Below are 13,056 nucleotides of genomic sequence, written 5' to 3'. Positions count from 1 at the left end.
GACCGCGCGACGATGCCGTGCCGGCCCGGCCGGCCGCGCGCGCCGACTCGTGCCCCGGGCGTACCGGACCCGGGCGGCACGGCGGCAGCCACCGGCCGTCCACCCCCGGACGAGCCCGACCCGGACGTCCCGGACGAGCCGGACGGGCCCAACCCGGAGCCCGACCCGGACGAGCCCGACCCGGACGAGCCGGACGAGCCGGGCCCGGACGAGCCGGACGAGCCGGGCCCGGACGAGCCGGACGAGCCGGGCCCGGACGCGCCGGACGCTGGACCGGATGGTGGACCGGGCGGCGGTGGGCCGGTCACGGCGCGGTCTCCGCGGCGTAGCCGACCCCCCGCACGGTACGGATCGGGCTCGCCGCGCCGAGCTTGCCGCGCACCTGCGCCACGTGCACGTCGACGGTACGGGTGCCGGCATGCGCGGCGTACCCCCACACCGCGGCGAGCAGCTCGTCCCGGGTGAAGACCCGGCCGGGCCGGGCCATCAGGTGCGCCAGCAGGTCGAACTCGGTGGCGGTGAACGGCACCGGCGCGCCGTCCAGGCTGACCCGGCGCCGCTCGGTGTCGACGCTGACCCGGCCCAGCCGGTACACCCGGTGGGTCGCCGGGCCGCTGGTGCGGCGCAGTACCGCGTGCAGCCGGGCGACCAGCTCGCGGGGACTGAACGGCTTGGTCAGGTAGTCGTCGGCACCCAGCTCCAGCCCGACCACCCGGTCCACCTCGTCGTCCGCGGCCGTCAGGAACAGCACCGGGGTCCAGTCGTCCGCGGCGCGCAGCCGCCGGCACACCTCGGTACCGTCGATGCCCGGCAGCCGGATGTCGAGCACCACGGCGACCGGCCGCTCCCGGCGCACCGCGGCCAGGCCCGCCTCGCCGTCGCCGTGGCAACTCACCCCGAACCCGTCCCGAAGCAGGTACATCCGGACGAGGTCGCTGATCGCCGGTTCGTCCTCGACGACCACGACCAGCCCGCGACGCTGCGTATCGGTCAGCGCATCCTCCCGAGTTCCGCCGGCCGGCACACCACTCGCCGGCACCGGTACCCGGCCATCATCCGCCGCGGGCCGCCCCGACGGGGGTCAGTGGACGGCGGCCGGGCCGGCCACCCGGCTGCGGCGGGCCCGGACGGCGCCGGCCAGCTCGTCGAGCACCGGCACCGTCGTCTCCCAACCCAGGCAGGCGTCGGTGACGCTCTGCCCGTAGGTCAGCTCGCCGGAGCCACCCTCGATGCCCAGCGACTGCCGGCCGTCCACCAGGAAGCTCTCCAGCATCACCCCGACGATGCCGCGCTGGCCGGCCGCCAGCTGACCGGCGACGTCCGCGGCGACCAGCGGCTGCCGGGCGTGGTCCTTGCCGCTGTTGCCGTGCGAGCAGTCGATGATCACCCGCTCCGGCAGCCGCGCGTCGCGCAGCTGGCCCAGCGCGGCCGCCACCGGCTCGGCGCCGAAGTTCGGGCCGGACCGGCCACCGCGCAGGATGACGTGGCAGTCCGGGTTGCCGGCGGTCTGCATGATCGCCGCCACGCCGTGCTCGGTCACGCCCGGGAAGACGTGCGGCACCGCCGCGGCGCGTACCGCGTCGATCGCCACCCCGACACCCCCGTCGGTACCGTTCTTGATCCCGATCGGCATCGACAGGCCGGACGCGAGCTGCCGGTGCACCTGGCTCTCCGCGGTCCGGGCGCCGATCGCGCCCCAGCTCACCGCGTCCGCCAGGTACTGCGGCAGGATCGGGTCGAGGTACTCGCAGCCCACCGGCAGGCCGAGCGCGCCGATGTCGAGCAGCAGCCGGCGGCCGAGCCGCAGCCCCTCGTTCGCCTCGAAGCTGCCGTCCAGCCGCGGGTCGTTGAGCAGGCCCTTCCAGCCGACCACGGTGCGCGGCTTCTCGAAGTACACCCGCATCACGATCGCCAGGTCGTCGCGCAGCCGGTCGGCCACACCCGCCAACCGCTGCGCGTACTCCAGGGCGGCGGCAGGGTCGTGCACCGAGCAGGGGCCGACGATCACGAGCAGCCGGTCGTCGGTACCGGACAGCACGTCGATCACGGCGCGCCGGCCGTCCCGTACGGTGCCGGCCACGTGGTCGGTGATCGGCAGCTCCTCGGCGAGCAGCGCCGGTTGCACCAGCGGGCGGACCGAGGCGATGCGGCGATCTCGGAGCGGTTCCATGGACTGACCTTTCCGCAGGCCGCACGCGGTCCCATCCGGCCGGCCTGCTGCGGGAAACACGAAAGGCAGGGGAGAATCCCCTGCCTTTGCCGGCTCTGGATGGTTGTCGAGGCGTCAGTGCACGGTGGCCCGCCCGACCCCACCCAGGGCCGGCGATGTAAACCACCAATACAGACGCGGCACGACGGCGACTCTACCAGCACGAGGCCGGTCCCCGCGGCATCGGGCGCCGGCCGGTCGTCGGGGCCGGTCAACGCTGGCGGGGGATGCGCCGGCCCGGCGCGTGCCGGCGGGCGGCCAGCTCGTCGGCGGTACCGGCGGCGAAGGTGCGGCCGAACACCCCGACGAGGTGCGCGAGCTGCCCCCGGTGTGGCGCCCGGACCCAGAGGTGATGCGCGGCGCCGCGGACCGTGAACCGGAAGTCGAGCAGCCCGAGCCGTTCCCGGGCGGTCCAGTCGATCTCGGCCAGCTCGGTCAGATCCGCGGTGATCAGCGGCCGGACCCGGTCGAACAGCCTGCTCTGCCGGGTGACGACCAGCCGCCGGCGGGTCAGCAGCAGGATCAGCCCGGCGTTGACGAAGCGGTCCGGATCGACGCACTGCGCCACCGCGAGCGTGGTGTCGTGTCGCCCGACGTCGCGACGGAACACCGGTACGTGCCGGCTGACGGTCAGCGTGTCGAGGCCGGCGTCGGCGGCGGCGGGCAGCAGCGAGAGCGAGAACGTGTCCATGAAGATCCTCCCAAATCCCGTACAACGGGGCGGAGCACCGTCGCGTCACGCGGGTCGACCGATCCGGTGACGGACACGCGGGGTCGGGCGACCCGGTGCCGCGACCGGACGGTGCCGGACAGGCGGGTCGCCGGTCTGCCGGCCCGGCCGATCCGGTGACGGACACGCCGAGGGCCCCGCACGCCGGTGCGGGGCCCTCGGTGTCGGCACTGCCCGGTCAGGTCAGCTTGTCCAGCGTGCCCTTCGCGCTCTCGATGGCCTGCGACCGCACCTTGTCCAGGTCGGAGTCGGACCACTTGCTGTCGTCCGAGTGGAACACCATCGGGCTCATCTGCAGCATGAAGGAACCCTTGAGCACCTGCACGTACAGGATGGCGCCGCCGTCCGAGCCGTCGCTCGACTCGCTGACGTACGAGCAGGCCTGGTCGCCGATGTCGGCGTCCTTCATCGACCCGCTCTTGACGTTGCTGGCGTCCGAACCGCAGTAGTAGCTGAACAGCTGGCTCGCGTCGCTGGCGGTGTCGAAGTACAGCCCGGCGACCGACACCGACGCGTACGTGGAGCCGCTGTAGCTGCCGAACGTCTGCGTCGCGCGCACCTGCGTCATGTTGTCGTCGCTCGACTTGCTGTTCGACACCGAGCCGGAGGACTTCCCGTACGCGTCCTCGAACGGCGACCAGTCGACCTTGTCGTCGATCTTGTCCGGCGGCTGGCCGGACGAGTCGCCGCCGTCGCTGCTCGCGCTGTCGCTCGGTGCGGGCGACGCGGACGCCGACGTCGAGGTGCTGCCCTGCGCGTCGGGCGGGGTGTCGTCCTTGCTGGACTTCGTCACCAGCAGCACCGTGATGACCACGATCGCCACCAGCACCAGCGCGCCGCCACCGATGATCCCGCCGATCAGCGGGCCCTTGTTCCCGCCGCCGGAGCCGCCGGTCGGCGGCGGCGGGTAGCCCGGCGCGCCGTAGCCCGGTGCGCTGGGCTGCCCGTACGCCGGACCACTCGCCGGATTGGCCTGGTAGCTCGCGTACGGGTCCGGGCCGTAGCCACCGGACACCGGCGCACCCGAGTTCGGCACCCCGGAGTACGGGGCGGCGTCCGGCTGCTGCCAGCCGGGATCCGGCTGACCGTAGCCGGTCTGGTCGTACGACTGAGGTTGCGGCTGGCCGTAGCCGGGCTGCTGACCGTACCCGGGCTGCTGACCGTAGTCGGGCTGCTGACCGTAGCCCGGCTGGTTCCCGTAGCCGGAGTACGGATCGTAGGGGGGCTGCGTCACGGCGATACCTGAGCTTTCGGACGGGTGGTACGCGATGGGGGTCTGGCGCGCCGCGGCCAGAGGGCCAGTGGCCCCGACGGCGGCACCGCCGGAGGCCCCGTGCGGACTTTCCTAGGCTCAGACCCTAGACAACCGGCGCCACTATCACATCATCGGCAGGCCGAGCCGGGACCAAGGACCCGGGGCGAAACCGGACGTCGATCATGCGAAGAGCGGAAACTGCGCCGCGGACGGACCCAGCAGCTCACGCTCCGTCGCGCTCAGCGGCGACCGGCCGGTGCCCTTCAACACATAGTCACGGTCCGTCCAACCGGGCCGGCGCACCCCGGCGCCGAGCAGGCCGTCGAGCGTGCGCCGGGTCAGCTCCAGCGGCAGCGGGTCCGGCGTCGGTGCCGCCAGCTCCACCGTCATGTCCAGCCCGTGTACGCAGGCCTCCACGGCCAGCGTGGCCAGCAGGTCGGGCAGCGTCAGGACGTGCTGCTGGGTACTGAGTCGCAGGTCGGCGTCGGCGGCCCGGGCGGCGTGTACCACCGCGGCGGACGTCTCCTCCCACAGCTGGATCAGGGTGCGCGGGCGGAACGCCGACGCGGCGATCCGGACCGCCCGCGCGTGCTCGTTCGCGCCGATGCGGGGCGACGCCGGGAAGGACCGCCAGTACGAGATGTAGTCGGTGTCGGCGACCCGGTCGTCCGGCGTGGCCAGCGCGATCAGCGCGCGCTGCGCGTCGAGCAGCACGTGGTAGAGCACGTCCAGCACCGACCAGCCGGTGCACCGGCTGGGGCGGATCAGGTCGGCGTCGGGGCGCTCCCGCACGATCACGGTGAGCTGCCGGTACGCCACGGTCAGCGCGGCGAGTGCCTGCTCCCGGGTGACCGCGGTCGGCTCCGCCGCCGGCGTCGGGCCGGGCTCCGGAGCCGCGGCAGCAAGGCCCGCCGGCCGGTGGCCGTGGCTGGCGTCCGGTTCGCGACGCGGGGTGCCGTCGCCGCCCTGCGGGGCCTGGGCGGCTCTCCTACCGTGCATGCGAACCAGCCCCGTTACAGTTGACAACGACCGATATAGGAAGAATATCCATCCAGCGGTACCGCTCGACTCTCGCACACCCGGCCAGGCCACGATGTCACCGGCATGACAGATCCACCGCGCCCGGGGTCGGCGTCATCGGGCAGCGCAGCTTACCGTTACCGAGGTCGAGGCGGGACCGACCGAGGCACCGAGGCGTAGCCCGCCGTACGGAGGGGCACCATGTCACGCATGCCGGAAACATACCGTTGTTACCGATATTGGCACCGCGCTGGGGCGGAAACCGCGGTCGTGCTCTGGCGTGTGCGTTGTCGGCCGCTTCCTCGATCGGGCACCCTTGAGCCGTGACGACGCAGCGGGACAGCGGCGTCGCGCCAGCCGGGGGGCGACAGTTCACCGAGGCCGGTCGGCAGCCTGAGCCAGGCGACCACCGCCCGACGGGCATCACGGAACCGAGCGGTTCCACGCATCGAGGCAACCCACCCGAGCCGACGCGCGCCGAGCGCCGGGAGCCGACGGAGCAGCATGCCCCGCCGGCCGCCGACCCCACCGCGCAGACCGGGTTCGCCGCGTCCGCCGTCCCCACCGGGACCGCTGGGCATGCCAGCCCCCGGCGGCCGGTGTCACCGGGACCACCGGCGCCACCGGGACCGCCGGGGCCGCCGGGGCGGAAACCGGCGCCGGCCGGCAGGCCGCCGCCGGTCCGGACGACCTCGGTAACCAGGTGCTCGGCGAGGCCCTGCAGCAGCTGCGGACCGCCGTCGCCGGCGCCCGGTTCGGCCTCGCCACCGCCGGCGCCGCACAGGCCCGCCAGGTGGCTCGGCGGGTCGCCGGCACCCTGGACGACTACCTGTCGCCGCGGCTCGCCGAGCTGGCCGGGCCGCTCCTGGTGGTGGTCTGCGGCCCCACCGGCGCCGGCAAGTCGACCCTGGTCAACAGCCTGGTCCGGGCCCCGGTCAGCCAGGCCGGCGTGCTGCGGCCGACCACCCGCGCACCGGTCCTGGTGGCCAACCCGGCGGACGCGTCCTGGTTCGGCCGGCCGCGGCTGCTCGCCACCTTCGCCCGCACCGGTGGATCCCCGCCGCAGGGCCGGCACCTTCAGGTGGTTGCCGCTCCGGCGCTACCCCGCGGGCTGGCGCTGCTGGACGCGCCGGACATCGACTCGGTCGCCGCGGACAACCGCGAGCTGGCCGACGAGCTGATGAGCGCCGCCGATGCCTGGCTGTTCGTCACCACCGCCAACCGGTACGCGGACGAGACGCCCTGGCAGCTGCTGCGCGCCGCCCGGGACCGCGACGCCGGACTCGCGGTCGTACTGGACCGGATGCCGGTCGGCGAAGCACGCCGCATCCGCAGCCACCTCACCCGGCTGCTCGCCGCCGACGGGTTGGCCGGCGTACCGCTGTTCGAGCTGGCCGAGTCCGCGATGGACCACGAGAACCTGCTGCCGGAGGAGCAGGTCGCCGGGCTGCGCGACTGGCTCGGCCGGCTGGCGGCCGACGGCGCGACCCGCGCCGCGATCGCCCGGCAGACGCTGGACGGGGCGATCGCCGCGCTGCCGGCGAAGCTCACCCTGCTCAGCACCGAACTCGCCGCGCAGCACCGCGAGTCGGACGCGCTGCGCGCCGAGGTGCGTACCAGCCACGCCCGCGCACTGTCCTCAATGGACGAAGCGGTACGGGAGGGCGGCCTGTTCGGCGGCGAACTCGCGGCCCGCTGGCAGGAGCTGGTCGGCGGCGGCGAGCTGGTCCGCGCCGTCCAGTCCCGCTCCGGCCGGCTGCGCGACCAGCTGCTGGTCTCGCTGACCGGCCGGGCGCTGCCCGGCCGGCACTTCGTCCCGGCGGCGCAGGCGGCGCTGCACAGCCTGATCGACGAGACCCTGGCCGACGCGGCCCGCCGGATCGCCGACGGCTGGCAGCGCGGCCCGGCCGGCACCGCACTACTGTCCGATGTGGACACTTTCGCCGCGCCCGACCTGGTCCGGCGGTGGTTCGACGACCTGCACGAACGGATCCGTACCGACGACGGGCAGCGCTCGGTGGCCCGGCAGACCGAGTACACCATCGCCGCCGTGCGGCTGCTCGTCCTGGTCGCGGTGCTGATCGCGCCCGCGCGTACGGACGCCACCGGATCCGAACGCGCCATGCTCGACACCGTCCTCGCCGACCCGGTGGTACGCCGCATCGCGGGCACCGCCCGCGACGACCTGATCAGTCGCTTCCGCGAGGTCGCCGACCAGCTGCGCAAGCGCTACGACGCCGTGCTCAACCAGCACGCGGTCGACGACGCCGCGGTGCTCGCGTTGAGCACGGCGGCGGAAGCACTGGTGCCCGCCCGTACCGCCGCGGCGCTGGTCACCGACCGCCGCTCGCTGCCACCGGTCACACCTCCGGCACCGCCGCCCACCCCGGCGCCGGCCGACGGGCTGCCCGGCCCGGACAGTCCACTCTTCCACCCCGCGACCGGCGCCACCGGTACCGACACCGGTACCGACACCGCCGACGGCGCGGCCGACACCGCAGGCGGCGCGGGCGCTGCCGACACCGCCGACGACAGCGCGGACAGGACCGCCACCGAGCCCGCACCCGCGGACGGCACCGCCGCGGCCCCACCCGCTATGGCGGAGGTCGAAGCCGACCAGAGCAGCACCGCCGACGGCCGCCCGACCACGACCGCCGCGGGCCAGACCAGCACCGCCCAAGCACGCCCGCGCGACGGCGCCGTGGAGCCGAGCATCCCGGCCGTCCCGCACCAGGAGGCCACCGGTACGACCGACTCGCGCCGGGCGGCCGCGACCGATGCGGCCGACCCTGGCGGCAAGGACGCCAGCAGGGGTGACGACGCTTCGAACGCCCGGGTCGATGGCGGTACGAGCGCCGGAGTCGACGACGGTACGGCGGATCCGGAGGCGACCACGGAGTCCGGCCCGGCCACGGAACCCGGCGTGTCCGCAGACCCCGACCCAGCCACGATGCCGGCCACGGCCGCCGGGCACCCGGAGACCACTGAGCCAGGGGAAACTCCTGAGCCGGGGCGGGCCGCTCACCGTGAGACGGAGCTGGGGAACGCCACGGAGCCGGCGGACGCCGTACCTTCCGGGAAGGCCACCGATCCCGGTGGCGCCGCAGATTCCGGGACGACCACGCATTCCGGCGATGCCGCAGCTTCCGAAGAGACCACCGATCCCGGTGGCGCCGCAGATTCCGGGACGACCACGCATTCCGGCGATGCCGCAGCTTCCGAAGAGACCACCGATCCCGGTGGCGCCGCAGATTCCGGGGCGACCACGCATTCCGGCGATGCTGCGGCTTCCGAAGAGACCACCGATTCCGCTGGCGGCACGGATTCCGGGACGACCACGGGGCCAGGGGACGTCGCGGAGCCCCAGGACGCCGCGGATGCAGCGGATGCCGGGGCGCCCGACGCGCCGCACCAGACCTCCGACTCCCACGCTGCCGGGAGCCGGATGGCCGCCCCGCACCCGGCGATGTCCGGGGGGCCCGGACGGACCGACGGCGCGTCGGCGACGGGTTCGAGGCCGTTCGCCGGCAACGGAGCCCCGGCGGGCTCGGCTGACCCGATCGGTGAGCGGGACGGAGCCGACGGCGGCGCATCGGCGGCGGGCGAGCCCGGCGACGTCGCACCGGAGGACGCGACCGGCGGGCCGGAGGAGGCAACCAGCGGCCCGGAGGACGCGACCGGCGGGCCGGACGGCGACGTGCGGCCGACCAGCGACGCTGCCGCCACCGACGACGGATCACAGGCCGACCACGACACCGCTCCGACGCCACGCGCCCAGGCCGAGACACCCGACCAGGCCGGCGGGTCGAACGACGCTGCCGCGTCGACGGCATCCGGCCAAGACGAGACATCTGAACGAACCAAGACCTCCGACCGGACCGAGGTACCGGGCCAGTCGGGCGAGTCGGGCGACAAGGCCGCGTCGACGGCACCCGACCAGGATGGGACGCCCGACCGGGCCGCGACGACCGACCGGACCGAAACACCAGACGCAGGAGAGCCAGACGACGCCGCCGCTCTGACGGCACCCACCGAGGCCGAGACGACCGACCGGGCCGAGACACCCGACCAGGCAGAACGGTCAGACCACGCGGCCTCTTCGACGGCACCCAATCGAACGGAGACACCCGGACCGGCCGACGCGCCCGACAGTGCCGGCGCGCCCGACGGGGCCGGCGCGCCCGACGGGGCCGGCGCGCCCGACGGGGCCGACGGGGCCGACGGGGCCGACGGGGCCGACGGGACCACGATGCTTGACGCCGACGGGGGGCGCGGCAAGGCGACCGGCGCGTCCGGGCCGAGTACATCGGTGCCCGAGGACGCCGCCGAGGGTGCCGGGGCGACGAGCCCGGCCCGGTCCGAAGCGACCGACGACGAGACGGCTCGGGGCGCGACCGAACCGGGCCACGGCGCGGACGAAGCCACCGCCGACGGCACGCCCGCCGACGCGTCGGCGCCGACGGACGGCGAGCGGAGCGACCCGGCCGGCGACGGCGGGGCCCACCACGCCGAGCGAGCCGCGACCGACCAGCGCACCGACGACGGTGCGACCGAGACGACGACCGATGGCACCGGCCAGGAGGACACGTGAGCCGGCCAGGAGCGGCGCGCACCGGCGCGGACGACGACGCCGATCCGGAGATGACCGCCTGGATCCAGCAGCTCTCCTCGGACGAGCCGCTGCCGGACGAGCAGCGGTCGGGCAGCGAGCCGGACGCGCAGCCGGCGGAGCAGGCCGAGCCGACCGCCGTACCGGACCGTGTCGGCCGGGCACGCCGGGGTTCGCACCGCCGTTCGAAGGCCAAGGCGCAGCCGGGAGACGACAGCGGCGCCGAGCGCACCGACAGTGACCGGCTCGGCGGCGCCGCAGCGGCGGCCGGCGGTCCGGAAGCGCCGGTCACCGCCCCGAACGGCCCCGACACGGCGGCCGACGCCGGCATCGGCCCGGCGGCCGCGCAGGGCGCGCCCTCCGCCGGAACCGACCCGACGAGCACCGCCGGCTCCCTGCCGCGGCACCGGACCGACCCGGCGGCGCCGCAACGGACCGACACTCGGTCGCCCCACCCGGCCGACACCGCGACGCAGCACCAGGCCGACACGACGCGGGGCCGGACCAGCGCGCCGCCGCACCAGACCGACAGCGCGCAGCGCCGGGCCGAGACGACGCCGCACCGGACGGACAGCGCGACGCCAGACCGGGCCGACCCCACGCAGCACCGGACCGAGGCGACACCGCGCCGGACGGACAGCGCGACCGACCCCACGCAGCGCCGGGCCGAGACGACGCCGCGCCGGACGGACAGCGCGACGCCAGACCGGGCCGACCCCACGCAGCACCGGACCGAGGCGACACCGCACCGGGCGGACAGCGCGACGCCAGACCGGGCCGAGGCGCCGCCGCACCGGACCGACAGCGCGCAGCACCGGGTCGACAGCGCGCAGGACCCGGCCGGCACGGCACAGCGCAGCGCGCAACACCGGGCCAACGAGACACGGGACCAGGCCGGCACGGTGGCGCAGCGGCCGGTGGACAGCACGGCAGCCGAGCCGCCTGCCGGAGGCGCAACGGAGCCGGCCCCGCCGGGACCGGCCGCGACCAGCGATGCCGGACCGAGCCGGCAGCCGGCGCCCGGCGCCGAGGTGCGCCCGGAGCCGGCGCCGACCGGCAGCGGTGCGCCGGCGGGCGCGGAGCCGGCGGAGCGTTACCCGGGCCCGGCCGCCAGCCAGGTGCCGCCGGGCGACCTTGCGGCGCGGCTGCGGGCGCTGACCGAGTTCGTCGAGGCCGCCGACGGGCGGGTGCCGGACGAGCGGCTCGCGCCGGTACGGGCGTTGCTCGCGCGGGCCGACGAGCGGCTGGCGCTGTCCGAGCGGCACACCGTCGTGGTGCTGGCAGGTACCACCGGGAGCGGGAAGTCGCGGCTGTTCAACGCGCTGACCGGGCTCGACCTGTCCCGCGTCGGCGCCCGCCGGCCGACCACCGCGGACCTGCATGCCTGCATCTGGGAACCGGCGGGCACGGGGCCGCTGCTCGACTGGCTCGGGGTACCGCCGGAGAACCGGACCGAGCGGGAGAGCGTGCTCGACGGCGATGCGCAGCGGGCGCTGCACGGACTCGTCCTGATCGACATGCCCGACTTCGACTCGATCGAGTACGGGCACCGGCCGATGGTCGAGCGGCTGATCGGCTCGGCCGACATGGTGCTGTGGGTGCTCGACCCGCAGAAGTACGCGGATCGCACCGTGCACGAGCACTACCTGTCGTCGCTGGTCGACCGGGACGCCGCGGTCACCGTGGTGCTGAACCAGGTGGACCGGCTGCCGGAGACCGACGTGGATCGACTGGCCGCGGACCTGCGCCGGTTGCTCGGCGAGGACGGCCTGCCGGCGGTACCGGTGCATCTCGCGTCGGCACGAACCGGGCTCGGCGTGGCGGCACTGCGCTCCACACTGGCCGACGCGGTCGCCGGCCGGCAGGCGGCCACCGTACGGATCGCCGCCGACCTGGCCGCGACCGTCGACGGCTTGGCGGACCTGGCCGACGCGGAGCCACCGACCGGCGTCGCCGCGGGGGAGCTGGCCGACCGGCTGTCCGCTCGCGTCGGGGTCGCCGGCCTGGTCGACGCCGCCGAGCAGGACCTGCGCCGCCGGGGTCGGCGGGCAACCGGCTGGCTGTTCATCCGCCGGGCACTCGGTGGCCGAAATCCGGACCGGATCCTCGCCCAGGAGCGGTACGACCTGGACTGGCTCGACGACACCACGCCGGCCGAACCGGCTCGGGCGAAGCCGGCGCTCGCCGGTGCGGACCCCCGACCCGGGCAGCCCGGCGTTCCGCAACCCGATGCCGCGCCACCCGAGACCGGCCGCACCGCGGCCGGCCAGACCGCAGCCGCCCGGATCGGAACGGCGCAGGCCGGGGATCTCGGGACGCGGGACGGCCGGGCCGGCGACGCCGGGGCGCCCGGGGAGGGCCAGCACCGGGACGAGCGCACCGGGTACGACCGGCCCGAAGGCTCCGGCAGCGGGGACGCGCCAGCCGGCGAAGCCTTGGCCGCGCCGAGCCCGGAGACCGGCGCCACCCGGGCCGGCGGCAGCGGAGCAGCCGGCACCGGCGGCGCCGCGAAGTCCACCGGTGCCGGCACCGGGCGGCAGGAGGCGGGCCCCGACCCGGCATCACCGGTACCGGAGGCGCGCCGGATCGACCTCGGTGGCGCGCTGCGGACGAGTCTCGGGCCGGTGTTCGAACCGCTCCCGATGCCCTGGCGGGACGCGCTGCGCGGCGCGCTGACCGAGCAGGTACCGGCGCTCGGCGGCCGGCTGGCGGGGCTGCCGGCCCAGGCAGCCCGCGGTACCCGGCCGGCGTGGTGGACGGTGCTCGGCGTGCTGCAGTGGATCTTCGGCGTCGCCGCGGTGCTCGGTGCCGGCTGGTTGATCGCCGCGACGGTGTCCGACGCGGTGCCGGACCCCGGGCTGGCGGCGCTGTGGCTGCTGGCCGGCGGCGTGCTGCTCGGCGTGGCGTCGTCGCTGGCCGCGCTGCCGCTGGTGGGCCGGGCGGCGCGGGCCGAGCGGGCCGGGCTGGACGCGGCCCTGCGAGCGACCGTCGCGGCCGCCGCGCACGACTGCGTGCAGGTACCGGTCGATGCGGAGCTGGCCGCCTACCGCACCGCGCACACCGCCCTGTCCGCGGCGCGGGGCCGGTAGCGGCTCGTTCCGCGCGGAGTTCGGCCGGGGCCGGCAGGCTCCGCCGGCGCACGCCGGAACCCGTTCGGCTCCGGTGCGTGCCCGCACCGGCAACGCCCGGAGCCGGCGGTGGTTGACGCAGGGCCGCCCGCCAGTGCGGCGCTG

General features: G+C 75.8%; 7 protein-coding genes. 2 read left to right on the top strand and 5 right to left on the bottom strand.

Annotation, left to right across the window (positions count from 1 at the left end):
* Positions 1 to 304: 304 nt before the first annotated feature.
* The 5 genes from Athai_RS32030 to Athai_RS32010 form a co-directional block, all read right to left on the bottom strand.
* On the bottom strand, positions 305 to 994 hold the full coding sequence (locus tag Athai_RS32030; protein WP_275422677.1) for a response regulator transcription factor: 690 nt from the start codon (positions 992 to 994) through the stop codon (positions 305 to 307).
* An 87-nt stretch (positions 995 to 1,081) separates the two neighbouring features.
* A complete protein-coding gene (locus Athai_RS32025; RefSeq protein WP_203964930.1) occupies positions 1,082 to 2,170 on the bottom strand; it encodes a 3-deoxy-7-phosphoheptulonate synthase in 1,089 nt (362 codons plus the stop codon).
* A 250-nt stretch (positions 2,171 to 2,420) separates the two neighbouring features.
* Positions 2,421 to 2,900 carry a hypothetical protein gene (locus Athai_RS32020; protein ID WP_203964929.1) on the bottom strand — a complete coding sequence of 160 codons (480 nt, stop codon included), beginning with the start codon at positions 2,898 to 2,900 and terminating at the stop codon, positions 2,421 to 2,423.
* A 217-nt stretch (positions 2,901 to 3,117) separates the two neighbouring features.
* Positions 3,118 to 4,173 carry a hypothetical protein gene (locus tag Athai_RS32015; RefSeq protein ID WP_203966810.1) on the bottom strand — a complete coding sequence of 352 codons (1,056 nt, stop codon included), beginning with the start codon at positions 4,171 to 4,173 and terminating at the stop codon, positions 3,118 to 3,120.
* Between the two features lie 201 nt (positions 4,174 to 4,374).
* Positions 4,375 to 5,193, bottom strand: a complete 819-nt coding sequence (locus Athai_RS32010; protein ID WP_203964928.1) for a maleylpyruvate isomerase N-terminal domain-containing protein — start codon at positions 5,191 to 5,193, stop codon at positions 4,375 to 4,377.
* A 724-nt stretch (positions 5,194 to 5,917) separates the two neighbouring features.
* On the opposite strand from Athai_RS32010, the gene Athai_RS32005 reads away from it, so the two are divergent.
* Positions 5,918 to 9,805 carry a hypothetical protein gene (locus tag Athai_RS32005; RefSeq protein ID WP_203964927.1) on the top strand — a complete coding sequence of 1,296 codons (3,888 nt, stop codon included), beginning with the start codon at positions 5,918 to 5,920 and terminating at the stop codon, positions 9,803 to 9,805.
* Positions 9,802 to 12,912, top strand: a complete 3,111-nt coding sequence (locus tag Athai_RS32000) for a GTPase (RefSeq protein ID WP_203964926.1) — start codon at positions 9,802 to 9,804, stop codon at positions 12,910 to 12,912. The genes Athai_RS32005 and Athai_RS32000 overlap by 4 nt, the downstream gene beginning before the upstream one ends.
* The last annotated feature ends 144 nt before the right edge of the window (positions 12,913 to 13,056 follow it).

Source organism: Actinocatenispora thailandica (assembly GCF_016865425.1).
Classification (GTDB): Bacteria; Actinomycetota; Actinomycetes; order Mycobacteriales; family Micromonosporaceae; genus Actinocatenispora; species Actinocatenispora thailandica.
The sequence above is the reverse complement of the archived record's forward strand: the minus strand, read 5'-3'. Positions and strand labels throughout refer to the sequence as shown.

Coding starts and splice junctions, on each gene's coding strand:
- Athai_RS32025 (WP_203964930.1), bottom strand. CDS start 2,170: ATGGAACCGCTCCGAGATCGCCGCATCGCCTCGGTCCGCCCGCTGGTG.
- Athai_RS32020 (WP_203964929.1), bottom strand. CDS start 2,900: ATGGACACGTTCTCGCTCTCGCTGCTGCCCGCCGCCGCCGACGCCGGC.
- Athai_RS32010 (WP_203964928.1), bottom strand. CDS start 5,193: ATGCACGGTAGGAGAGCCGCCCAGGCCCCGCAGGGCGGCGACGGCACC.